Below are 22,772 nucleotides of genomic sequence, written 5' to 3'. Positions count from 1 at the left end.
GGTCACAGCGGGCAAAACCAGCTAGCCCTCGCGCGCCATGCGCCGCCATTCCGACAAATGATTGGCCCGCATGTCATAACGCCGCGCAACCGCGCCCACCGAGGCACCCTCAACCAACGTCTCGGCCACAATTTGCGCCTTCACTGCATCCGGCCACCGGCGGTGACCACGCGGCCCCACAACCATATCAATGTTGCTGAGAAACTCCGTTGAGCGCTCCATGGAGAAACTCCCTGATCATCCATCCATTGGGGCTGAATCTCAGATCAGGGGCGCACAAGGAAGGTGGGGTGGGCGCACCGCTAACCAAGTGGCGCAATCGTCAGACGGTTGAGGACGTGCCGATGGGTCCGAAGGAAGCACATTCGACAGTTCTCAGCGTCGAGGAGGAAGCCGTGATTGTCGCTTTCCGGCGCCACACACTGCTGCCGCTCGATGACTGTCTCTATGCCCTGCAGCCGAGTATCCCACATCTTACGCGTTCTTCGCTGCATCGATGCCTGCAGCGCCATGACATCAGCCGTCTGCCGGGCATGGAGGGCGACAAGCCGAAGAAGAAATTCAAACGCTACCCCATCGGCTACGTCCACATCGACATCGCCGAGTTGCGCACGGCCGAGGGCAAGCTTTACATGTTCGTAGCCATAGACAGGACCTCAAAGTTCGCCTTCGTGCGGCTTGAGAAGAAGGCCGGCAAGATGGCCGCGGCCCAATTCCTGCGCGATCTCATCGCGGCGCTGCCCTACAGAATCCACACGATCCTCACAGACAACGGCATCCAGTTCACAAACCGCAAACAGGATCTCTATGCGATGGAGCACATCTTCGACCGGGTCTGCTCGGAGCACGGGATCGAGCATCGCCTGACAAAGGTGAACCATCCCTGGACCAATGGCCAAGTCGAGCGCATGAACCGTACGATCAAGGAGGCGACCGTCAAGCGCTACCATTATGAGGCACACGCTCAGCTCGAAACCCACCTCGGCGACTTCATCGCAGCCTACAATTATGCGCGTCGCCTCAAGACGCTGCAGGGCCTAACGCCATTCGAGTTCATCTGCAAAATCTGGACAAGAGAGCCAGAAAGGTTCACTGTCGATCCAACCCATCACACACTGGGACTAAACATGCTTTTCACTTCGCAAACTTACAGTATGTAAGTCGAATAGATTGAGGAAAATGCGTGGTTGCTGATCCCGTTTGGGTTGTGGCTGCGCGGCAAGTTACAGACAACACCTTGAGTGCTGACGGAGCTCCATATCATGGCTGATTTTAAAAGCAAGATATTAGAACAAGTGACGAATATTAAAGGATCAAACAACAACTTTTCAGTATCGTGCGTGACGGTCTGTCACAATGAATATCAAATAATAGAACAATTTTTAGATCATTATCGAAGCATCGGATGCGCGCGCTTTATTATTGTCGACGACAATTCAGATGATGGGACCTGTGAGATTCTCGAGGAGCAGAAAGACGTTATCTTGTTTCGTCCTTCGAATGGAGCTCGCTTCAGAGAAAATGTGGGGACTTGGCGTCAAGAGCTGCTCGACCACTTTTGCGATGGGCAATGGGTCACTTTACCCGACGTAGACGAATTTCTATATTATAAGCAGATGCCTTCTACACTGCCTGAGTTAGTAAACGAAATGGAATCTCTTAATAAAGAGGCGTTACTAGCTGTCATGTTAGACATGTATGGTGATCGCCCATTTTATGAACAAACCTACTCTGGAGAGCGCCCACTGATTGAGGAGTTTCCCTATTTTGATGGTCAAGGAGAGCCTCCGTCAGGGGTTCGAATTGTAGCGCAACCTTCAAGTTTCGTTCGCCGATACCCAACACCAAGCGTTTGCTTTATGGGTGGTGTAAGGGATCGGATGTTCTTTCAGAAAGGCAAGCTGTCGCCAACGCAGCGTTGGCTCATATCTAGATATGCAAACATGAAGCGACCTATAAACCCTAGAGGCATTGCAAAGTTGCAAAATAAGATTGTTCGCTTTGCGACAAAAGATAACTTTTCAGAGGCGCCATCTGTTCTGAACAAATTCGCGCTTCTCAAGTGGCAAAAAGGAACTAATTTTTCTCGGGCGCCACACTCCATTGATCGCGCCGTCATGGTGTCCGAAGACATCTGCGCCATGCTTCACTTCAAATTTTATAAGGGCATTTCTGGATTCAACTATAGCCGCGAGCGCGCACAACACGCAGGAGATTCCATTCTCTCTAAGAAAATTCTGGATAAGGATGATATCTTGCAGCAATCTCCAATGTGCTCAAACAGTAAGAGGTTTGATGGGGTTGCTTCTCTATCAGGAGTTATCCGATGAGAGGGCGCCATACTAGAGTCTAGACCCATTGTTTTCAGGCTCGCTGTGTGATTCACGACGCCGAAAACGGAGCGGTGCCGTGTCTGATCTTTTCTGGTTGAGCGATGCGCAGCAGGCGCGTCTTGAGCCCTGCTTCCCCAAGCGCCATGGCAAGCCACGGGTCGATGACCGCAGAGTATTGAGTGGAATTATCTTCATCAATCGCAATGGGTTACGTTGGCGAGATGCGCCTGCGGAATACGGCCCGCACAAGACGCTATATAACCGCTGGAAGCGATGGAGTGAAAAGGGCGTTTTTGCCCGGATCATGGCCGGCCTCGCAGCGGAGCACCGCGAAGAGAAGACCGTCATGATTGACGCGACCTACCTCACACATTCCTTTCCAGCATGTCAGATCGGCCGTGGGGTTGCGTCAAATCTCAAGCCGCGACACGCGCCAATCGCCGGTGTAGCCACGCCGCAGATGCGCCGCGACGAGTTGGAACCCGCTCTGCGGCCAGTCGCGCGGGGTATCGAGAAGCACCAATTCGGCGATGCCGTATCCGTGCTCAGCCAAATCCCGCAGCCGCGCCTTGGTGGTGATGTTCACGATGGGCACCAGCCAGACGATATGCTCGCAGAGCGTCATCGCATGGCGGGTGAAACTGCGGATCTTCGACCAAGGCGGATTCGTCATGATCCAGTCGACCGGATCGCTCCACGCGAGGAAATCCCGACCCAGCGCCAATTCGCACCAGGAGTGTTCGACCTGATCGGGAAACTGGTCGTAAAACGCGCCCGCGCCCCGGGCCGGATCTAGCACATGCCCGGACATCCGGTCCGCGAAATGAGCGATGATTTTGGCCGCCAGATCAGGGGGCGTCATCACCAGATCTCGGGCGGGATCGTTCGTTGCTGGGACCAGCCCGGGCCTCATAGCTGCTGGCTCAGGACGCAGGGCCTGACGGATCCCGAGGACAGAAAGGACCCTCAGCAACGTCTCAACCCTGCCGCTCATGTCACGCTCGAGCGCGATGATCGTCGGTCGCGAGCAACCGACCCTTTCCGCCAGCGCGCGCTGGCTGAGACCGCGCATCCGCCGACGTCGCGCAAGGTCCCCGGCATCGATGTCATGAAACCAAGACCACCGGAGTTGCAGGCAGGGCAGGGTGCGCGAGAGCGACCCGATGCTGCCTTTGCCCTGTTCGAGATTACGCAACGTCGGGATGCTGATCCCCGCCGCGCTGGCCACGCTCGCTTGGGTCAAGGAAAGGTCGCGGCGACGATCCCGCAGGAGGGGGAGTGAAGACATGGAAAACTATCTTTGCTTTTTAAGGGGGCATTATGGAAAGATTGCTTTACCTGTGGCGAAGGAATGTGACGTCGTCAATTGCTGATCCCGCAGGATCAACGCGAAGAGTTGAGACGAGATGAACACCAGTGGCGAGCAGAGATCGAATGGCCGTGTCCGATGCCGCGCGAGGCGGTTTGGCGTCAAACGTCACCAAGACTGCACTCGGCCCATATCAGACTTTCGCGCGAATTGGGGCGAAGGTCCGCTTTCAGCCTGAAGCGGACATGACCTGTGCAGCAGCAGCACCAGAGGCTTTCTGAAGTGAGGGCCGAGAGCAGCCGTTCGTTGCATACGTAAATTTCGAACGGTCAACTGCGAAAGCGGACGTTGCGCTTCTAATCCCAAGTGTCGCAAGGTGCCATTGCACGAAAGCAGAAGTCGCTTTCACTAGGTCGCGTGGCATGCTCTCTTTCACTTGGCTTTATAAGCTTCTGAGTCGCGCCCCGATGAACTCTAAGTCTCTCACCGTATCTGAAATTAACTCAATGTCTCTTTCTGCCTTGTCACCTCGACGAGATGCGGTCGTATGAATCCGAGATAGTCGCTTTATAAAACGAGACAAAATATCAATTGCTGTTTCATCAACAAAGGGACGTTTTTCTACGTCTTCAGCCCATGTCTTCAAGCTGACACAAATCGCCTCAATCACGTCCCTCCGATAAATATTTAGATCATAAAGTTTAAATGCTAGTTCGGCCACAAATAGCTGATCCCCCGGTCTCGGGTTGTGCCGCCTTGAAAAACGAATTGCATCAGATGCAAAGCTGTTCTGGCGCAATACAAGGCTTTTAAAAAAGGCTGGATCGAGTGCGCTTCCGGCTATCTTTGAAGCTATTCTCTCCGCTCCTTCAAATGAGTATCTCGCAGCCACTTTATAGTCTCCGCGGTCTGTAGCAAAGCCAACTAGCTTGGACGTTGCTACCATGTAGGCGTCCAATGCAGTATCTTTTTTAAAGGACTTAAAGAACTTTTTCTCTACAAATGAGCGGAGGCCTTGCCAATCTTCAATTCCCTTTTTTGCCAATACAAAATAATCGAAAAGTTCGGGCCGCAAGCAGTTGAGATCGACTGCCCTCATTACTGCATCGTCTGCAGCCCCGTAATTGGCAGGCCTGATTTTGAGAAACGCACCTGCAAGAGCGCACCAAACGTCTCCACTTTTCTGGTTCCTGTTTGAAAGCTCTTTAGCTAGAATCAACGCTTCTTCGTTCTGGCCTTCGCTCCAGAACGTTACGATCTTGCTGAGCTCTATGCCAATCTTTCTTGTCTGGTCTCCTTGGTTTTGTCGAATTTTAGCACATTGTTTTTCAACCGATTGGGCCCGTAGGCCAAGGTGTCTCCTGAGTATTCCGGCGGATGCAATAAGTTCCTTTGACGAAGAGAACGCGGGTTCGCCGTAGCGGTTTTTTGAGTTCGATACGAGGTGGAAGGATTGCAACTCACCAATATGATCCAATACTTTACGCTTAGGCATTTCTAACGCCTCTTCGAGCTCAGCAATACTCACTTCTCCCAAGTAAACGACAGCCAGCAAAATTGATGCAGCGGCTCCGGATAGCCTTTCTAGCTCCCGCTTGAATGCAAAATCTCTAACTTCTTCTCCATCACTCTTTTCCCACGAGGCACATACGTCGCGGATGTTTTCGCCAAGATAGACAAGCCTCACTATTGCGCTCGCAAATAGTGGTGAGCCCGATGAACTTCGATGAATTTCTTTTTCTACACGGGGCACAAATTTATCTAGCTTGAATTGGCGGCTCAAATTGTGAAGGTGCTCCTTGAACGGTTCAAATGGCAAACCTTCTAGTTTAATTACATTCGTTGGAGACAGGCCTTGGTCCAATCGAGAAGTCAACAATATGCGACTCAGAGGGTGATCTCTTGCCACAGTTCTAACCGCCACCTCTTGCAGCACAGTTGCACACTCACGCTGAACATCCGGCGCAAGACTATCTAGATCATCAACAACAATGAAAGAAGGTCGGTAGACAAGTGCATCGACCAGCACATCGACTAGATCAGACTGATCCATTTCCTCAACGATCGAGCTTTCACCAGCGATGGATGTGATGAGGCTTTCAAGTAATTCTGTCGTGTTCGAAAAATCATGCCTCGTAGTCTTGACCATCTTCCCTTGCAAAGCGGCGTACGTGGATTTCTTCGCTGTAACCCACGCAACAAAATCGAAGCTCCCAGCACCAGAATCAATCAGTTCCTCGCAAAACTGATAGGCAACAGACGTTTTTCCTAGCCCTCCAATACCGGTCAGCAAACGAATTGGCGATCTTTGGTCGAACATCCAATCTCTCAAGTTCGAGAGCTCAGACTCTCGTCCAACAAACTTGATGAGGTCTGGATCGCGGGCGGGCAAGTTGGAAGCTATTGAATCTGCTTTTTCTGGCTTAGCCGTGTTCAACTTCCGGTCTGAAAATAGAAACTTCCAGTCTTCTGCAGAATTTGATGCAGGTCTGCATTTGTCGCCCACTCGCACATATACGGTGTCTTTTTGATATGCTCGCTTTCCGTTGAACTCAGGGCTAGCCTTCTTAAACTTAACGGGAGGTGCATTTGTAGATCGCCTCGGAATTAACATTGCCAGAAGCTGTATTTTCCCGCTATTGCACTCAATTTCAATATTATCAGTATAAAGTTCGATTTGCGATCCGCTGCGCGCCAAAATACGTTGCGAGATGTCGCCACAATCAATTTCTGCATCACACCCACAGAGCCGTTCAGCGCCAGTGTCTTCGATACCAAATATCAAGTATCCTCCATATGAGTTGTGAAACGATACAATATCTTTGATCAGTTCATGAACCTCTTGATCAAAAATATTTCGATCATCGTCATTTGGCTTTTCGGGAAGTTGAGGCGCCTTTCGCTTGTAATCCCAAAGTTCAGTTTCGAAAGAGTATGGTTTCCCGTTCGGTACGAGCATATCAGTTATTTCAGGACCAATTTCTGATTCAAGAATTCTACGAAACAGCTGGTCCTTAATTTCGTCTATCTTCATGCAGCAATAAAAACCCTAAAATAAACGGCCAACGTTAGATGAACGACAACTACAAGCGAGTTCAGCTGAGAGTATAGAGGCGCAAACGCATTGCAGCAAGGACCAGAGTTGCTAATTTTGGGTATCGACTAGGGACAACCGGACGTTTGAAGGGTAACCATTCATAAGCCAAGTATGCCGCGCCGCGCATTATGACCGCAATACGAAAGCTGCGCTGCAGCGTCGAGTGTCGCCGTCAGTGTCGGTTTCGGGCCGATCACGTCGAGAAGGAAGACTACGGCTCCAAACTTTGCAAAGGTCACTACCTGCGCTTTGCTGACCTTGGCGGCTGGTGCAGCAGGGCGGCGCGTCGAACCTGAGCCCTGAATGGCCGCTTTCATGTGTTTGACAGTGTACGTTCGCAGGCGCGGCGAACGTCCACTCTCCGCCCTTCCTACTCGTCACTTTGGGTTACGATAACATCAAATGCGGGCCGCCCCCGCATCATCAGCGTCATATTAGCGTCGGCGCCAATCCCAAGGCATCATGAATTCACTCGCCCAGATACCGGCTCGTTGTTTCCTAGCCGCGTCTTCCTGAGGCACGTAATCCCGCCCATAACGCCGATACGCGACGGCCCAGCCATTGCGAACAAGCCAAGCGTTCAGGTCTTCCCCGTTTTGGCGACAGATCGCGACGAAGCGCCTATATCGGTCGATATCGGTGACCTCACATGAGACCGGCGCGCGTCCAATCTTGTCGGCGAGCGCAAATGACGCATCCTTACCGCAGTTCCACAGCTTGCCGTTGGGCAGCTTGCAGCGCTGACGGCTCTCAATCGCGTCGATCGCGTGTAGTCGAATTCGGCTCCCGTGAATGTCGATGGTATCGCCGTCAATAACCGACGCTGTGCCGGTTATGGTCTTCGCTTGCAGCGGCCCATAAAGACCAACTGCAAGGATAAGTCCGAGCAAGAGCCTTAGTGACAATGGACACGCCCCGCTTTGTTGTCCATGTGGCAGCATTGCCCAGCAGGTGAGCTTTTGCGGCAACCGCCACCGTGGGCGATTTCATCTTGGCTCAGCGAAGCAGCAGTCGGCATGGCTTGGATCGGCATTGAAAACGCGAGCAACGCAGCCATGGTTGAAAGAATAGCCTTCATCGAAATAACCCCCACACAAATCAGTGAAAAAGACCGTATCGTCCTGACTGTAGTCTGCAAGTGGACTGATGCCGTTTTCGTGATCGTTTCCGGATTTCCGCAGCCGCCTGTTGCAGAGGCCCCGGATCACCGACGTGGACCTCCGTGAATTACTGCTGCCTGCATGTATGCGGACGTAGGGCGACGCGAGAATGTTCGGACGATCAGCCGCATTTTTATAGCTTTCCACGCCCAGTTGCCGTCTTCGCCGGATATCTTACAACACGTCGGAAACGGTCCAAACATTGAGGAGAAGCCCAGGTTTCACAAACCCGTCACTTCACCGCAACAGTGCTGTCACGTTGAAGGCCGATGTCGCTGCTCAAGAAGAAGGAGCGCAGGATGACGCCTCAATCAGTGGTGCTTTCCGGGATCGGGAAAAGTTTTGGCGAAGACGAGGTCTTGCGCGGCATTGACCTGTCTATTCAACCCGGTGAGTTTTTGTCGCTGGTCGGAATGTCTGGTTGTGGTAAGTCCACAGTTTTGCGGGTCATCGCTGGGCTCGAAACGCCTGACCGTGGGGCGGTATCAATTGGTGGCAGCGATGTAACGATGGTGGACCCGTCGGAGCGCAACCTCGCGATGGTCTTTCAGTCCTATGCGCTTTATCCTCATATGACAGTTCGCCAGAACATCGCGACCCCGTTGCGGATGCGGCAACTGTCCCTTGCTGCGCGACTGCCTATATTCGGGCGTTTGATGCCGGGTCAGGGCGCGCGGCTGCGAGCGATTGGTGAGGCGGTGGAACATGCCGCAGAGACGCTACAGATCGATCATTTACTTGATCGAAAGCCTGCGCAACTTTCAGGTGGACAGCGTCAACGGGTAGCGCTTGCGAGAGCATTGGTGCGAGCGCCAGCGGCCTTCCTGATGGACGAGCCTCTATCGAACCTTGATGCAAAGCTTCGCGCTCACATGCGTGAAGAACTGGCCGCATTACACCGTCGATTGGGTGCGACATTCGTTTATGTCACCCATGACCAGGTTGAGGCCATGACGATGTCCGACCGTGTCGCCCTTATGTCGGATGGTCGGATTGAACAACTCGGAACGCCCGAGGAGTTGTATAGGGCGCCTGCGACGTTGACCGTTGCCCGGTTTATCGGCTCACCCGCGATTAATCTTTTTCCGGCAGAGGTTACGGCTGAGGGCCGAGTGATGGCCTTGGGGCAAGATCTGGGTCTTTATGCGGTCGGAAGGGATCGTGAGCCGGTCACGCTTGGGGTGCGCGCTGAGGATCTGCGCGTGCAGCAAGAAGGTATTGCGATGCGCGTTCAGCGCACGGAAACCCATGGTGCAGATCGTTTTGTGAGTGGCCATCTGGTCAGCGACGCGAACATGCGCCTTACTCTGCGCCAAAACGCGGGGGAGGGCACCGCGCATGGCGTCGGTGCGCGGCTGAATGTCAGTTTTGCACCTGAACATACGCATCTTTTTGGCGCGGATGGTCTGCGCGTCGCGCTGTGCATTGCTCGTCGGGTGACGGCATGAGTTCAAGCGAATATGTTCCAAATCCCGCCCTTGTGGCAAAGCCTGCCCGTCTGTCTGTGACCGAGCGGCGAATGATCCGGCGCGGGCTGATTTTTGCAGCGCCTGCCGCCGTTCTTTTATTGGCGATCTACATTATACCAATGATCGTTCTAATAGGGTTCTCGATGACCGATTACCAGCTGGGCGCACTCGCGACGCGGTTTGTCGGCGTCGAAAACTTCGTCAAAGCGGCACAGGACCCCGTTTTCCTGCGGGCACTGAGAAATACGATTCTTTACGCCGCCATCGTCATTCCTGCGGGCGTCTTTCTGGCGCTTGGCGTGGCGCTTCTCGTGCAGGGGCGCAAACGCAGCCGCGCGTTCTGGGAGGTCGCTTATTTCCTCCCCGTCACCGCGACGCTCGTCGCGATGGCGACTGTGTGGCAATTCTTATTGCATCCGTCACTTGGCCCGGTGAATGCCGCAATTCGCGCGCTTGGCTTTGAACCGGTCGCATTTTTGTCCACCCCCAGCTTACTAATCCCGACGATGGCCTTGATTGGGGTTTGGCAAGTGCTGGGCTTCAATATGGTTTTATTTCTGGCCGGGCTTACGGCAATCCCCTCTGACTTGCACGAAGCCGCGCGACTTGATGGGGCGAAGAATCCGATCGATCGCTTCCTGATCGTTACATGGCCGATGCTTGGCCCGACGACGATGTTCGTTGTGGTGACCACTTCGATTTCGGCGTTCAAGGTCTTCGAGACGGTCGCGGTGTTGACCAAGGGGCGCTCGGGGTCCGAGACCTTACTATACGACCTCTATCTCGAGGGGTTCGAATACTCCGACACCGGTTATGCAGCTGCACTAACACTAATTTTCTTGGGATTCGTGCTCGTTTTGTCGATCGGACAGACGCTGCATCTTGAACGGAAGGTGCATTACTGATGGCGCGTATTCGTCACTACACCCCGCATCTTGTTTTGGGGCTTGGCGCTTTTGTGATGCTGCTGCCCTTTTACTGGATGGTGCTGACCTCGATCCGTTCCTCCGGCGAAATCTTCAATGTATCGCTGTGGCCAATTCCCGAACAGTTTTCCGCAAGAGAGAATTATGCGCGCGCGACAGAACAGGTGCCGATGGCACGCTTCATGCTGAACGGCGTGATTGTCTGCGCAGGCATTCTGATCGTGCAGGTGATCACTGCAGTGCCAGCGGCTTACGCGTTGGCCAAGCTACGCTTCCCGGGGCGCCGGGTTCTGCTTGCGCTTGTAATCGCAGCGCTTTGCGTGCCGATGCAGGCACTGGCGCTGCCTCTATTCGTGGGGCTGGCAAAGGCGCAGTTGTTGAACAGCTATTTTGCGATGATGGCACCGTTCTTCCTGTCGGTATTTGCGATCTTTCTGTTTCATCAGGCCTTTCGCAGCTATCCAGACGAGATCATTGAGGCCGCCCGACTGGATGGGTTTTCAGAGGCCGAGATATGTTGGGGGCTGGTCTTGCGCGGTGCGCTGCCCTCGCTTGCGGCCTTTGCGGTGTTTTCGGTCGTGGCACATTGGAACGATCTCTATTGGCCGATGATCGTAGTCTCTGACACTGCACTCGCTCCACCGCCACTTGGCATGCTGTTTTTTTCCGACGCCGAGACAGGCGCGAACTATGGCGCGTTGATGGCTGGCGCGACGATTATCACCGCCCCGATTGTGGCCTGCTTCCTTCTGGCGCGCAGGTATTTCATCGCGGGCATCACCATGACGGGCGTGAAATGACCCTCGTCACCTCTCTTACCCAACCCCTTACCGGAGACTATCCCATGATGCTTTCTCGTCGAAATGCCATGCGCGCGCTTGCGCTGGGCCTCGCATTGCCTGCGCTGTCAGTGCCCGGCCTTGCCGCAGCCCAAGAGGTGACGCTGAATGTCCTTTACAACCTGCCGGGCTTTACCAAGTTCCACCAGCCGTTGGCGGATCAGTTCATGCAGGACAACCCTGATATAAAAATCAACTTTCTCGCGCCTGCGCCGGGTTACAACGAGGGTCAGCAACAGGTGCTGCGCGCAGCGGTCACCGGCAACCTGCCGGATGTATATTTTTCTGGTTACAACCTGACGGCCGAACTGGTTCACAAGCTCGCGCCGCGCAACCAGATCACAGATCTTGGACCCTTCATCGCGGCAGAAGGCGGGCAAGCCTTTCTCGATGAAAACTATAGTCCGAAAATGGCTGCACTTGGCGTGGTCGATGGAAAGCAATACGGCCTGCCGGTCAACGCGTCATCCCCGATTATGTATGTGAATGCCGATCTTGTGACGAAGGCGGGCGGCGATCCTGAGCACATGCCGGCAACGTTCCCAGAGTTGATTGCGCTGGCGGGTAAGATTCACGCGCTGGACCCGAAAATCGCAGGCATGGGTTACGATATAAACGGCTGGCCCGACGATTGGCTTTGGCAGGCTCTGATTTTCGAACAAGGCGGCACGCTGGTCGATCCTGCGACAGGCACCGTGGCTTTCGACAACGAGATAGGCCTGAATGCACTGAAAATGGCACGCGAATTCGTCACCGAGGGTGGTCAAAGTTTGCTCGACTGGGATCAATCGCGCCAGCAGTTCGGCGCAGGTCTGACAGGGTTCATCTTCTCTACGCCCGCGCATGTGCAGACCATCGAAGGGCTTGTGGGTGATCGCTTCAAGATGGTCACAGCGACATTCCCGCGCGACAATAAAGACGCAGGCGGTGTGCCTACCGGGGGCAACTCGGCCGTGATTTTGACACAGGACAAAGCCAAGCAAGAGGCGGCATGGAAATATCTCAAATGGATCACCGGTCCCGAGGCGCAAAATACCATCGTGCGTATCACTGGCTACCTGCCGACGAATAAGCGCGCCACCGGCGAAGCGTATCTGGCGCCCTATTACCTTGAGCATCCAAATGTGAAAACTGCGTCGTTGCAGGCGGATCGTTCGCTTCCTTGGGCAGGCTATCCGGGTGGGGACTCTGTGCGTATCTGGCGTATGCAGCGCGACATCGTCGGCACAGTGATGCGTGGCGAAGTCAGTCCTGAGAACGGTCTTAAGCAGATTGTCGAGCAGACCAATGCCCTCATGAAATAAGGTGCATTGGCACAGATAGATTGATGCGGGGGCTGCCTCCCCGCATCTTTCGTATTGGAGAACGAACATGAAAATCATCCAACTCACCGACACCCATTTGATGCCCCCCGGCATTGCGGTGAACGGGGTCGATCCCGAGGCACAATTGCGCGAGGCTGTATCCGATATTGTGGCGCGCCACGGTGATGCCGATCTTTTGGTGATAACGGGCGATCTTTGCAATTTCGGTGATCCTGAGGCCTACGAACTCCTGCGCGAGATACTAGCGCCAGTGCCGTTTGCGGTGCGGCTTATGCTCGGCAATCATGACCGTCGACCTAAATTCGTCGCTGTTTTCCCCGATCAACCGCGCGACTCCAACGGCTACGTGCAGTCGAGCATCGATACCGCTTTCGGACGTTTGCTGTTTCTGGACAGTCATGAGGAAGGGGTGATCGGTGGCATTTATGGTCCCGATCGTATGGCGTGGCTTGATGCGGCGCTCAATGATGCAGGGGCGCAGCCTGTCACGGTCTTTATCCATCATCCACCGGTGTTCGATGGCATTGCGCATTTCAGCAAGATTGGCCTGCATGATGATGGCGCGGTTTTGGTTCGGTTGGCGGCCCATGCTCCCGGCGTGCGGCATATCATCTTCGGCCACATTCACATCCCGCTAAGCGGAACCAGCGCAGAAGGCATCGCCTTCAGCTCGGGGCAGGCTTGTTCGCACCGTTTCATCACGGATGTTGCCGCACGCGCGCCGTGGTGGACAGGTGGAAATCCTTGCTATCGAGTGCTGTTCCTTGACGATCACGGCTTTCGCGCGTTTGGGGCTGAAGTAGGGCAATCCCCCACTGAGCAGGCGCAGCCCTGCGACGGACCATAGACCAATGGTTCTGCAACGATCTATAAATGACGATAGACATATCAGAGATTACCACAGTCGGTCTCGATGCGCTGTGCGCGCAATGAAGATTGTGCGTCCCCGCACTCATCATCGCGCTGACAGGCAGCACTTGCACCCAAAGGATTGCAGCAGAAACGTTGTGGGGGGCAACTGACTTTTACGGGGCTTGGGTCGAAGTTCCTGACTATGTTGAAAACAAGTGCTCGCCAAACGGGGTGTTGCCTACGAATTAATTTTCGTGAACTCTTTCCGCCGCGCACCAAAGGAGGGCAGTGGAGAGAAAATTCGCTATAAAATTAGGCGGCTCGAAAATTTTCCAGTTAAGCTGTAGGCGCAGTAAAATTGCTGTTGACAGCTTTGCGATGCTAATCTTAGCGTAAATGTATCGCCGAGCAAATGCGCTCGTAGAGGCGGAACCTAACCTTAGATATGTCGGCAATTTTGCCCCAAAGCAGTCCCTGCTTTTGGGGCTTTGGTCGTTGGGACTTGGCAATGAAGCGTATCGAACTCCCGCTAGGACTTTTGTTCTCAAATACCGGCCCATATGGCACGGTAGCTCATACGCTGTTGAATGGAGCACGCTTGGCTTGCGCCGAGATCAATGCAGATCCCGAATCCGGTGTCACGTTTCATCCGATTCACATTGATCCTAAAGGCATCTTGCAAAATTACGCTCTAGCCGTTCAGTCACTGTTTGATCGCGGGATCCATCATGTTTGCGGATGCTACACGTCATCAAGCCGTAAAGAGGTAATCCCGCTCTTCGAGAAACACGATGCGCTATTATGGTATCCGACCCACTATGAAGGCTTCGAAAGCACGACCAATGTGATCTATACGGGCGCGGCCCCCAATCACCATATGTCACCACTTATTGACTTTTTATGTTCCCGTTTCGGGCGGCGCGCTTATTGCGTTGGTTCGAATTACATCTGGGGGTGGGAAAGCAATCGGGTGATGCGTGAAGGTCTGCAAAAGCGGCGCGGCGAAATCTTGGCTGAGCGTTATCTGGCTGTGGGCGAAACCGACCTTGAAGATATAATTTCTGAAATTTTCGAGACGGAGCCAGACTTTGTTTTTAACGCAATGATCGGCGAGTCTTCATATGCTTTCTTCCGGGCGTTTCGAAAAGCCTGCGAGGTCCGCGGTATCGATCAAGCGAAGCGCTTTCCGATTGCTAGTTGCAATTTGTCTGAACCCGAGTTGCGAGCGATTGGTCCAGAGAGTGCTGATGGCCAAATCAGTTCAAGTGTCTACTTTTCTTCACTAAACTCTGCGCGGAATGTGCAATTTGTTGCGGCTTACAGCAATTTGTTCTGTGACGGCCCGGTGGTCTCAGCCGAGGCAGAAGCCGCATATATTGCCGTTCATATGCTGGCGAAGACGGTAGCGCAGACGGGCACAACAAAAGTCAGCGAAGTGATGAAGGCCGTAGCAGGACAGGCTTTCGATGCGCCACAAGGCCGAGTCACGATCGACCCCCATAGTTTCCATGCGGCATTAACTCCCCGGATTGGCCTCTCGCGTTCCGATTTTGAGTTTGAAGTTCTTGTTGAAGCGCCGGAACCGGTAGCGCCTGATCCTTATCTGGTCTCCTCGGCGAGCGAGTATGAAGTAGCGTCGCGTCGAGCCAATGTGAGGATAGTTTCATGAAAACGGCCCGCATAACTCAAAACTTTAGGGGCCGGACGGCCGTAGTCTTTTCATCCGAAGGGCGCTCACTTGATCTGCTAGAGCAAACAATGCGCCGTCTCGGGCTTGAGGCTGATATTCGCCCGTTGCAAATGCGACAGAGCCTTGAGCTGCCCGAGGGGTTACATCGCGATCATCATATCGTTTTAATCGATGGCGATATGTCTCTTCCCGACGCTTGGCCTGAAAGCTATGGCGCGGAGACGCCATGTCCAACAATCGGTCTGGTAGGCATTGAGGCACCGAGTCGGCTCAAAGCGCTCTTGCAGCTTGGTGTGCAGGCTTTCCTGTCGAAACCAATACATAGCGGCTCAGTTTATTCGGCCCTGTATCTAGCAGTTAACGAGTTTAACCGCATGGATGTCTTACACAGAGGTTTGCATGATCTCAGTGATCGCCGCCGCAAACGTATCCATGTTATTCGAGCCGTGACGGCACTTATGCGCCAGCGTGGACTGAGTGAGGACGCCGCGTATAGCATTCTTCGAAAAGACAGCATGCGGGAGCGCGTGAGCATCGAGGATCATTGTTTTGATCTGATGCATGCACTGTCTGACGAGGGAGTGTCATGAACTTTGTGTATCTTGCCCGGCCCATGCGGTTTCAGATACTCAAGCGTCGAAGCGCTCGCCGAACATTATGGCGAACTGGTTGCGCGCTGCAAACCATTCCCGAACATTTCTGCCATCCTTTTCGAACTTGCGGATGGCGAGATAGATCAGCTTGGTCGCGGCCTCGTCGGTCGGGAAGGAACCGCGCGTCTTGATCGATTTGCGGATCACGCGGTTCAAGCTTTCTATGGCATTGGTCGTGTAGATGATCTTGCGGATCGCCGGATCGAAGCCGAAGAATGGGATCACCTCGGCCCATGCCCTGCGCCAGGCCGGGGCGATGGAGGCGTATTTCCCGGCCCATTTCTCCTCGAAGGCATCGAGCTCAGCCTCGGCCATCTCGGCGGTCGGGGCGCTGTAGATCCGGCGCAAGTCGGCCGCCACGATCTTGCGGTCCTTCCAGGAACAAAAGTTCAGAGAATGGCGCACCAGATGCACGATGCAGGTCTGAACCATGGCCTCCGGGAAGGCGGCGGTGATCGCCTCCGGAAAGCCCTTGAGACCATCCACGACGGCGATCAGGATGTCCTGCAGCCCCCGGTTCTTCAGTTCGTTCATCACCGAGAGCCAGAACCTTGCCCCCTCGTTCTCGGCGATCCACAGGCCCAGAACCTCACGCTGGCCATCACGGGTGACGCCAAGAGCGACGTAGACGGCCTTGTTCTTGACCGTCCGGCTGTCGGCATCCCGGATCTTCACCCGTAGCGCGTCGAAAAGGACGATGGGATACATCCGGTCCAGCGCGCGGCTCTGCCATTCCCGAACCTCGTCCAGCACCGCGTCGGTGACCCGACTGATCAGGTCGGGCGACACCCTCAGACCGTAGAGGTCGAGCAGATGCGCCTGGATGTCCCGCACCGTCAGACCGGCGGCGTAGAGCCCAATGATCTTGTCATCCATACCGTCGATCCGGGTCTGGCCCTTCTTCACCAGTTCCGGCTCGAAGCTGCTGTCGCGGTCACGCGGGATCGCTACCGGCAATTCCCCGTCCTGCCCCTTCAGCACCTTGGCCGATGTGCCGTTGCGGCGGTTGGGTTGGCTCGGCGGTGCGCTCTCGCCATCTTCATAGCCAAGATGCGCGGTCAGTTCCGCACCCAACATCCGTTCCATGAGCTTGATCTTCAGCTCTTTCATCAGCCCGGCATCGCCGAGCAAGTCCTCAGGGCGCTCCACGCCCTTAAGCAGTTCGTCCAGGATTTCTTTCGAGATGGTCATTCATGCTTCCTTTTGGTGAAGCATGAACCGGATCAATCATACACAAAAGGTCGGACACTCTCCAAGACTGCGCCGAGTCGAATGCCTTTCCCAGAAGGTTTGACAGCCGAGACATAGCACTAGGTAGCAACCCTCCGAGATCATAGCTGTTGTCAGCTTTGAAGACCGTCTGTGCTCCCAGTTGATCCGCAAGCAGGCGCGACACAAATTCCATGTGACGACGTAAGATCGGAGCTGCAACTTCGACCTTGCCCTTGGCCAAAGCTGCATCAATTTCCGCCCAAATCTCTGGGTTCGACTCCACCAACGGCCCAGTGTCGACCGACCAGCTGTCAAATACCATAGACGTCTTGCGCGTCACCAACTTTGCTGATCGCATCTGCTCTGCCCAAACTTTGTCATGCGTCGCAATCACAAACTGTGTGTTTCGGAACTCCGTCATCAACAGCTTGCAGAACTGATATCGATGGTCTGCATCGACTGACATCACGACATCGTCAAGCAACGCGACCGTAAAGCTGTCGCCCAAAAGGCGCTTCATCAAGGCAAGGTAGAGACACACACCCATCCCATCTTGATGGCCCTCGCTATGGAAGGCGCCGGGCGGGTAGAGACCGCGCCCATAAAAGTTCACATCGAAGTCAAGACGCCCTTCTGTGGCTTTAAATCGGGCGACGAATTTTTGTTCATCGCCATCATTCAAGACACGGTAGAAATTGCTGAAGTCATCCTCGACTGCCTCATAGAGCGCGTCTAGTTCCGACTCCATTGCAGCGCACCACGCGTCGTAGGCCACTTTCGCTGCATCACGGGCCTTCTGGGCACCTTTCTCGATCTTACGGGCCGCTTTGTAGTCCATAAACCTTTGTTCCGCATTGATCAGAAAACTCTGGGCGGCCAAGGTTGCTGACTGATCCGGCTTCGCACGGATCGCGCCTTCAAAAGCCGTCAGCTTTGCTTCGAAGCCTTCCGGAATGGCCGGCCATCCGGATGTTAGGCGATCCTTGAGTTCCAATATCGTTGAAAACGACGTCAGCCGTTCCTGTAGTGAGGCCAGATTCTTGCCCCATCCCAAGACGCTAGTCAGCATGTCGGCCGCGTTCTCAATCTTCGCGATACGATGTGCTTCAAGCAATAGTGCCTTCAGGTTGCCAACTTCCGATGAGAGCGCTGATGCATGATCCATAAGTTTTTGCTTAAGCTCCCCAGCCGCCTTCGATTTTTGCTGCTTTGCGTGCAGATGCGAAAGAAGGTGTGCTTCATCTGGCCATTCATGGTCGCACATCGGACATGCAGGACCATCTACCAACCTCAATCCACGTTCCACCAACTCACGCTGTTGCAAAGAAACAAGAAGCTGCGCGTCATTTTCAAGTTGTTCGATTAAAACAACAAGGGCTTCTGCGTCTGGCGACGTTACTTGACCAAAACCTGCTATCATCTTAGCGAGCTTGTCTAATTCTATCAGTGCGGCAGACTTGTTGAGCGATTGTTCTACGGTAGGCTCTGCCAAACCTTGGTCGATTATCGTCTCGGCCGTCATGTTGCCATGGTGCGCGAGCCCAAGCAGCTCGCGCTTTGCATTTACGACTTCCAAGACCTCAGCTGCAGACAACGAAGCGATGCCCAAGTGCTGCAGCAGCGTCATCTTTTTGTTCTGCGCATCCTTTTCTGCAGCGATCGCAGCCTGGTTGAGTTTGCCGGAAGCGGTGTACAGTGCCGAACGGGTTTGGCCCAGTTCATCAATCTTCAAAATCTCTTGAATTTGCGCAGAGCGTTTTGTTGGTTCGACCAGGATGAACTTCAGAATTTCCCTTCTCGCCAAAGTGATTTCTGGATGCTGCGCAACCTGATCCAAGATCGCCAGAATGTCCGGATCGTTGGGTTCTATTTTTGGCTTTTTTGGCGCTGAAACCTTACGGTTCAGTTTGGCGCTCTTTCCAAGTGTCGGAAAGAATACCTCTAGCTCGACGAATGCCGCATCTGGAAATTTGATGTGGTCTACATGCGGCCCATGATCAGAAAGCGACAGCCCTTTTGTTCCCGTTCCGGTCAATCTGCCTATCTGACCGGTGAGAGCAAATTCGATCGCATCGATGACCCCGCTTTTTCCAGAGCCGTTCGGGCCGGATATCGCGAAAGACTTCTGATCAAGATTGATGTCCAATTTTCTAATGCCGCGAAACTCTTCGATATGCGCAGAGACGATTTTGATCATACGATTTCGCCTCCTTCCGGGAGGGCGAAGATCGCCGTTAGATCGTCGACTTTGATCTTCCTGTCCGCAGTCAGGAGCGCTCCAAGCTTGGCGGTTTTGGATTGATCGAAGGCCTCATCCCCCCGAAGTGTCTCGAGAAACTTGTTTCTAACTGCGTCTTTAAGCGATGCCATCATTTTACCTTCCTTAGTATTTCTGATACCTATAGGTTGAACGCTAGCTTTGAGGCAGCTGCGATGCCGCCAACTCACGATCACTGAACAGCGCAATTGCAGCGGCATGTCCGCATGTGGCAGTAAAAACTAGCTAACCGTAAGTTCTGCAAACTAGAACGTCAGCTATCCTTCACGACCTTTACCTGTCGCCATATGCCATTCGCCGACGATACCCTCGAAGTGACCAGCGTCGAAATTCTGAATATCAAAAACGCGAACCTCACGCCCGCCGTCCCATGTGAGGAATGCTGAGCGGATCGCCGAGACCGGCAAATTTCCAAGGTGCGCAGCTTCTATCCGCGGCATAACATTATGGCCTCGGTTTCCAGTAACGTCCCACCTTTCCACGATTTCATCTGGAGAAATAAAGCTATTCGACACAGCCGTTCGCTCGATATTCAGCCAGACTGCTCCCCCCCAATCATGTCGATGTGGTACGAAATATTGCCAAGAACTGAGTGGATGACTGACGGCATAATTCTCGGGGTCGAAGTCGTCAAAATCGAAAAGGCTTATACCTCCTAGCTTTCTCACGAATGGTGGACGATCCCGAGAGCCCCAGCGCTCCTTGTCATCAATATTCGGTTCGACCATGATCGAACCAAAGGTTACGATGGAAGGCACCCGGTCTGGTCGGGTGGTGTGCCAGAGACCGCCGTGAAGCTGGCTATGTAGTGCGCCCATGCCTCCCACTTTCAACTCGCTCCGTTCTCGATCATCTTCAACCATCTAATATTGTCCGGTGAAGATTGTTTGGACTATGTCATCTTCTATCAGAATTTGTTCGATGACGTAGAAGGAAGCAGCATATAACCTAGCATTCCGCTCAGCATCAATATCGCCACTCTTGCCTCCATGAAATAGGTTGTTTCTTACGCGCCTCAGCGCTCCGACCAGTTCCTGAACTGACCTAACCGCGCCAGAATCTTCCCACGCCAGATTGCCTCCTTTGTCAACGACCTGCCGCTTGGGTGGTGATTCAATCAAGGCAGCTGCGCTTGTAGCCTTCTTGATCTCACTCCAGAAAGCTGAACCGAGTTTTTCCTTGGCATAACGATCCCACTGGACTTCGGCAGCTTGCCGTTGGCCAGCCATGACATATCCGGCATCTTTAAGAGCGAATTCAAGTCGCATCATAACTTTAAAGAGGCGAACACCGTCTTCAGAAACCTCGTCAATCTTTGAATAGTCAATATTTTGATCGTTCAATACTAGATCCTCCGCGCACGATCTGGTCCGTCGACAATATAAATGAGTGACGGGGATATCTGAACGACTACTTTGCCTAGCCGCACTGCGGTAAGATAGCTGCTTAGCGAAAGGCAGCTCAGGGCCGTCAACTGAGGTCTGGAAATCCCTGCCATCCAAGAAGCAAGTTTTCGGCACGCAAGTGATCTGGCTCAAGTGAGGCAGTGGTCAAATCTCGAATTAACCAGTGCGCCCTCGACATCCACCCAAACATTATCTGCAACTCCGTCCAGGTCAGGTTTTTGCTGATGTCACCAAGTTCCACAGTGAGGTGAGCCTCATTGCCTTCTGGATGGATCTTCGCGGTGATCCTAATGAGACCGTGACAGACGAGGTTCCTAACGGATAGAGCTTCCCTGAGGTGAGCAGCAAGAACATCCGCCACGGGTGAGGCAGCGCGCTTGTGGCTGCCAGTCGCCGGGCGAGCCCAAATCTGAAACGCGTTACCTACTCATTCGACCGGTTGCGATTCTGACGTAAGAATTCTAAATAAAGCGAGCCTGCGGCAAACCGGCAGAAAGCTCTTCAAACCCTTGAATTATAATCTTAGCAGAGTCAGTCGTTAGATTTGCCATCGGCATCACCATCTACAGAGGGATGCGCTACGGTTCCTATCATTCCAAAAAGAACAGTAGCGCTGAAAAAGACGAGAATAGGCGAGATCGCTGATAAAAATATCGCCTTATGAAAATGCCAAGCACCGGGCCCAACGAAATAGCTAATCAGCAAGCTTAGCGCGACGAGCAACGACAATAAGGCACCCCACGGATCACGTCCGGGCGCGGCTTTCGCGGTGACAAGTGCAAACTTTATCCGCGATGCCAAAACTCTACGCGGTTCAGTAAATGCGGCAAGCACGATCAGCCAAAGTCCGCCACCCAGCGTCTCCAGCAGAAAACCTATCGCGGCCCGTTTGTCCCCGCCACGGAGATGTTCAATCATCGCCGAAGGCAGCAGCCGCAGCTCGGCCAGCGGTGTGAGCAAGGCGACCAGTCGGGGCCCCGGCACATCACGGAGCACGTATTCGGGCGCCAGGCCCGCCAACACACCCGCCACAATCAAGTAATTAAGTTTCATCCAGGCAGGTTCAGTAACATCTGCCGGGGTCGCGTTGCGCATCACGAGCCAAGCCATGGGCAAAACAGCCAGCGGCCCGACAAGGAGCCACAGGCCAAGCCCCAACAGACAGATCACGAAAGACGCCACGATCCTCATGACCGATCTCGCAAGATATAATCCGCTGAAGCATCCGACATCGTGACTGGCGCGATGCGCAAGGATTTGCCCTGTTCAAGGAGCAGTGGCGCGGCAAGCGCAACAATGAGAACAAACAAGTCAACCTGCTTGAGAAGAGACTTCAACTTTGCAGCCCCAGCATCTCCGGCTAGACCAGCCGCACGATCAGCGGATGCAGGCGCAGATCGCCCTCTTTTATCACCTGCTTGAAATTCGTGATCACCTGCCCGGCAATCTTGCGATCGGGCGCGATCACATCGAATAGCCAGTTGATCTCGCCGGATGCCCGATCCTCGGGCTTGAGCCGCACCCGCCAGACGCCCGCCTTGATCTGCTCGCGGATTTTGGCGGCGCAGGTTGACCTTCTTCCTTACGATTTCGCGATGATGATCGTGCTTCGTCTCATAATCCTGCGCAATCACTGCGGCATTCAATGCGATATTTCTCATGATAAAGCTATTCTTCAGGACAGGTCATAAATTCAATATCACAACCGTATCCGGCAGGACTTGAGCGGGGCAAGGCAAAAAATACCGAAACCGTGATACGTGATCACCGTGCTCGCCATCTGTCGCGATGCTGCGCCCGAGGGCGAATGTCGGGTTGCGAGAATGCTGCATTGCTGCGTGATAAATAGGCTAAATGTCGGCTCTGGGCCGTTCGCACACACAGCCCACGCACTACTGATCCTCGATTAGCACCAGATCGCCATCGGGCAAAGGTCTCTGCGAATTTTGCGCAGCCTCGATTGGCGCACTCAGCCAAGCCTCCCATTCGTCGGGCTTGGTCAGGATCACCGGCATCGCCTTGGGATGCACGGCGGCCACCTCGGCGTTGGGCGGGCAAGTCAGGAAAGCAAAGAGGTCGTCTTCCGTCTCACCATGTTTCACCTTGCGCACGGATCGCCAGGCGCGGGTTTCGATCCCGGCGAAGAACATCGTGATACCCGGATCAGCCGGGCCAAACCACTGGTTGCCGCCTTTGACTGGCTCGGCGAAGGCCGTAACGGGG

General features: G+C 53.9%; 21 protein-coding genes and 2 pseudogenes. 11 read left to right on the top strand and 12 right to left on the bottom strand.

Translation table 11 applies throughout. From position 1 onward, the window contains the following. Positions 1–21 precede the first annotated feature (21 nt). Positions 22–222 (bottom strand): transposase, encoded by a 201-nt coding sequence (locus ACN0SD_RS18680; RefSeq protein WP_417809722.1) that lies wholly within the window; start codon positions 220–222, stop codon positions 22–24. 83 nt (positions 223–305) lie between these two features. Here ACN0SD_RS18680 and ACN0SD_RS18675 point away from each other — a divergent pair. From ACN0SD_RS18675 to ACN0SD_RS18665, 3 genes and pseudogenes are all read left to right on the top strand, one after another. After that, positions 306–1,160 (top strand): annotated as a pseudogene (locus ACN0SD_RS18675) (IS481 family transposase); the annotation flags it as partial. A gap of 102 nt (positions 1,161–1,262) precedes the next feature. Next, entirely contained in the window at positions 1,263–2,330 is a 1,068-nt protein-coding gene (locus ACN0SD_RS18670; RefSeq protein WP_417809721.1) for a glycosyltransferase family 2 protein, read from the top strand. A 79-nt stretch (positions 2,331–2,409) separates the two neighbouring features. Beyond that, a pseudogene (locus ACN0SD_RS18665) lies at positions 2,410–2,700 on the top strand (transposase); the annotation flags it as partial. A gap of 42 nt (positions 2,701–2,742) precedes the next feature. Here the strand turns inward: ACN0SD_RS18665 and ACN0SD_RS18660 are convergent. The 3 genes from ACN0SD_RS18660 to ACN0SD_RS18650 form a co-directional block, all read right to left on the bottom strand. Then, complete coding sequence (locus ACN0SD_RS18660) at positions 2,743–3,621, bottom strand: helix-turn-helix domain-containing protein (RefSeq protein ID WP_417809720.1); 879 nt, start codon at positions 3,619–3,621, stop codon at positions 2,743–2,745. Positions 3,622–4,084: 463 nt separating this feature from the next. After that, complete coding sequence (locus ACN0SD_RS18655) at positions 4,085–6,676, bottom strand: RNA-binding domain-containing protein (RefSeq protein ID WP_417809719.1); 2,592 nt, start codon at positions 6,674–6,676, stop codon at positions 4,085–4,087. Between the two features lie 497 nt (positions 6,677–7,173). After that, positions 7,174–7,644: a thermonuclease family protein gene (locus ACN0SD_RS18650; protein ID WP_417809718.1), complete on the bottom strand. Its 471-nt coding sequence runs from the start codon at positions 7,642–7,644 to the stop codon at positions 7,174–7,176. 111 nt (positions 7,645–7,755) lie between these two features. Between ACN0SD_RS18650 and ACN0SD_RS18645 the strand changes: the two genes are divergently transcribed. From ACN0SD_RS18645 to ACN0SD_RS18610, 8 genes are all read left to right on the top strand, one after another. Then, positions 7,756–7,965, top strand: a complete 210-nt coding sequence (locus tag ACN0SD_RS18645) for a hypothetical protein (RefSeq protein WP_417809717.1) — start codon at positions 7,756–7,758, stop codon at positions 7,963–7,965. 233 nt (positions 7,966–8,198) lie between these two features. Further along, the gene (locus tag ACN0SD_RS18640; RefSeq protein WP_417809716.1) at positions 8,199–9,347 is read left to right on the top strand and encodes an ABC transporter ATP-binding protein; all 1,149 of its coding nucleotides are present in this window, start codon (positions 8,199–8,201) and stop codon (positions 9,345–9,347) included. Further along, a complete protein-coding gene (locus ACN0SD_RS18635) occupies positions 9,344–10,273 on the top strand; it encodes a carbohydrate ABC transporter permease (RefSeq protein WP_417809715.1) in 930 nt (309 codons plus the stop codon). Before ACN0SD_RS18640 ends, ACN0SD_RS18635 begins: the two co-directional genes overlap by 4 nt. Then, a complete protein-coding gene (locus tag ACN0SD_RS18630; protein ID WP_417809714.1) occupies positions 10,273–11,094 on the top strand; it encodes a carbohydrate ABC transporter permease in 822 nt (273 codons plus the stop codon). Before ACN0SD_RS18635 ends, ACN0SD_RS18630 begins: the two co-directional genes overlap by 1 nt. A gap of 44 nt (positions 11,095–11,138) precedes the next feature. Then, positions 11,139–12,437: an ABC transporter substrate-binding protein gene (locus ACN0SD_RS18625; RefSeq protein ID WP_417809713.1), complete on the top strand. Its 1,299-nt coding sequence runs from the start codon at positions 11,139–11,141 to the stop codon at positions 12,435–12,437. A 67-nt stretch (positions 12,438–12,504) separates the two neighbouring features. Further along, on the top strand, positions 12,505–13,305 hold the full coding sequence (locus ACN0SD_RS18620) for a phosphodiesterase (RefSeq protein WP_417809712.1): 801 nt from the start codon (positions 12,505–12,507) through the stop codon (positions 13,303–13,305). A 513-nt stretch (positions 13,306–13,818) separates the two neighbouring features. Continuing rightward, positions 13,819–14,979, top strand: a complete 1,161-nt coding sequence (locus ACN0SD_RS18615; protein WP_417809711.1) for a transporter substrate-binding domain-containing protein — start codon at positions 13,819–13,821, stop codon at positions 14,977–14,979. Beyond that, a complete protein-coding gene (locus ACN0SD_RS18610) occupies positions 14,976–15,590 on the top strand; it encodes an ANTAR domain-containing response regulator (protein ID WP_417809710.1) in 615 nt (204 codons plus the stop codon). Before ACN0SD_RS18615 ends, ACN0SD_RS18610 begins: the two co-directional genes overlap by 4 nt. A 39-nt stretch (positions 15,591–15,629) precedes the next feature. Here the strand turns inward: ACN0SD_RS18610 and ACN0SD_RS18605 are convergent, their stop codons facing one another. The 8 genes from ACN0SD_RS18605 to ACN0SD_RS18570 form a co-directional block, all read right to left on the bottom strand. Next, on the bottom strand, positions 15,630–16,844 hold the full coding sequence (locus tag ACN0SD_RS18605; protein ID WP_417809709.1) for an IS256 family transposase: 1,215 nt from the start codon (positions 16,842–16,844) through the stop codon (positions 15,630–15,632). Next, positions 16,807–19,062, bottom strand: coding sequence for an AAA family ATPase (locus ACN0SD_RS18600; protein WP_417809708.1), 2,256 nt, complete (start codon positions 19,060–19,062; stop codon positions 16,807–16,809). The genes ACN0SD_RS18605 and ACN0SD_RS18600 overlap by 38 nt, the downstream gene beginning before the upstream one ends. Then, a complete protein-coding gene (locus ACN0SD_RS18595) occupies positions 19,059–19,238 on the bottom strand; it encodes a hypothetical protein (RefSeq protein WP_417809707.1) in 180 nt (59 codons plus the stop codon). Before ACN0SD_RS18595 ends, ACN0SD_RS18600 begins: the two co-directional genes overlap by 4 nt. Positions 19,239–19,400: 162 nt before the next feature. Further along, a complete protein-coding gene (locus ACN0SD_RS18590) occupies positions 19,401–20,006 on the bottom strand; it encodes a hypothetical protein (protein ID WP_417809706.1) in 606 nt (201 codons plus the stop codon). Further along, complete coding sequence (locus ACN0SD_RS18585) at positions 20,007–20,486, bottom strand: hypothetical protein (protein ID WP_417809705.1); 480 nt, start codon at positions 20,484–20,486, stop codon at positions 20,007–20,009. 594 nt (positions 20,487–21,080) lie between these two features. Then, the gene (locus ACN0SD_RS18580; RefSeq protein ID WP_417809704.1) at positions 21,081–21,659 is read right to left on the bottom strand and encodes a hypothetical protein; all 579 of its coding nucleotides are present in this window, start codon (positions 21,657–21,659) and stop codon (positions 21,081–21,083) included. A gap of 250 nt (positions 21,660–21,909) precedes the next feature. After that, complete coding sequence (locus tag ACN0SD_RS18575) at positions 21,910–22,071, bottom strand: hypothetical protein (protein WP_417809703.1); 162 nt, start codon at positions 22,069–22,071, stop codon at positions 21,910–21,912. A 370-nt stretch (positions 22,072–22,441) separates the two neighbouring features. Then, positions 22,442–22,772, bottom strand: a 331-nt coding sequence (locus tag ACN0SD_RS18570) for an SOS response-associated peptidase family protein (protein WP_417809702.1), incomplete at its 5' end; no start/stop codon positions are given.

The sequence above is a fragment of the Thioclava sp. genome, from assembly GCF_048263065.1.
In the GTDB taxonomy this organism is placed as follows: domain Bacteria; phylum Pseudomonadota; class Alphaproteobacteria; order Rhodobacterales; family Rhodobacteraceae; genus Thioclava.
This window is presented reverse-complemented; position numbering and strand designations above follow the sequence as displayed.

Coding starts and splice junctions, on each gene's coding strand:
- ACN0SD_RS18595 (WP_417809707.1), bottom strand. CDS start 19,238: ATGATGGCATCGCTTAAAGACGCAGTTAGAAACAAGTTTCTCGAGACA.
- ACN0SD_RS18605 (WP_417809709.1), bottom strand. CDS start 16,844: ATGACCATCTCGAAAGAAATCCTGGACGAACTGCTTAAGGGCGTGGAG.
- ACN0SD_RS18655 (WP_417809719.1), bottom strand. CDS start 6,676: ATGAAGATAGACGAAATTAAGGACCAGCTGTTTCGTAGAATTCTTGAA.
- ACN0SD_RS18680 (WP_417809722.1), bottom strand. CDS start 222: ATGGAGCGCTCAACGGAGTTTCTCAGCAACATTGATATGGTTGTGGGG.
- ACN0SD_RS18660 (WP_417809720.1), bottom strand. CDS start 3,621: ATGTCTTCACTCCCCCTCCTGCGGGATCGTCGCCGCGACCTTTCCTTG.
- ACN0SD_RS18590 (WP_417809706.1), bottom strand. CDS start 20,006: ATGGTTGAAGATGATCGAGAACGGAGCGAGTTGAAAGTGGGAGGCATG.
- ACN0SD_RS18640 (WP_417809716.1), top strand. CDS start 8,199: ATGACGCCTCAATCAGTGGTGCTTTCCGGGATCGGGAAAAGTTTTGGC.
- ACN0SD_RS18615 (WP_417809711.1), top strand. CDS start 13,819: ATGAAGCGTATCGAACTCCCGCTAGGACTTTTGTTCTCAAATACCGGC.
- ACN0SD_RS18620 (WP_417809712.1), top strand. CDS start 12,505: ATGAAAATCATCCAACTCACCGACACCCATTTGATGCCCCCCGGCATT.
- ACN0SD_RS18645 (WP_417809717.1), top strand. CDS start 7,756: ATGGCTTGGATCGGCATTGAAAACGCGAGCAACGCAGCCATGGTTGAA.
- ACN0SD_RS18600 (WP_417809708.1), bottom strand. CDS start 19,062: ATGATCAAAATCGTCTCTGCGCATATCGAAGAGTTTCGCGGCATTAGA.
- ACN0SD_RS18610 (WP_417809710.1), top strand. CDS start 14,976: ATGAAAACGGCCCGCATAACTCAAAACTTTAGGGGCCGGACGGCCGTA.
- ACN0SD_RS18635 (WP_417809715.1), top strand. CDS start 9,344: ATGAGTTCAAGCGAATATGTTCCAAATCCCGCCCTTGTGGCAAAGCCT.
- ACN0SD_RS18580 (WP_417809704.1), bottom strand. CDS start 21,659: ATGGCTTGGCTCGTGATGCGCAACGCGACCCCGGCAGATGTTACTGAA.
- ACN0SD_RS18630 (WP_417809714.1), top strand. CDS start 10,273: ATGGCGCGTATTCGTCACTACACCCCGCATCTTGTTTTGGGGCTTGGC.
- ACN0SD_RS18625 (WP_417809713.1), top strand. CDS start 11,139: ATGATGCTTTCTCGTCGAAATGCCATGCGCGCGCTTGCGCTGGGCCTC.
- ACN0SD_RS18670 (WP_417809721.1), top strand. CDS start 1,263: ATGGCTGATTTTAAAAGCAAGATATTAGAACAAGTGACGAATATTAAA.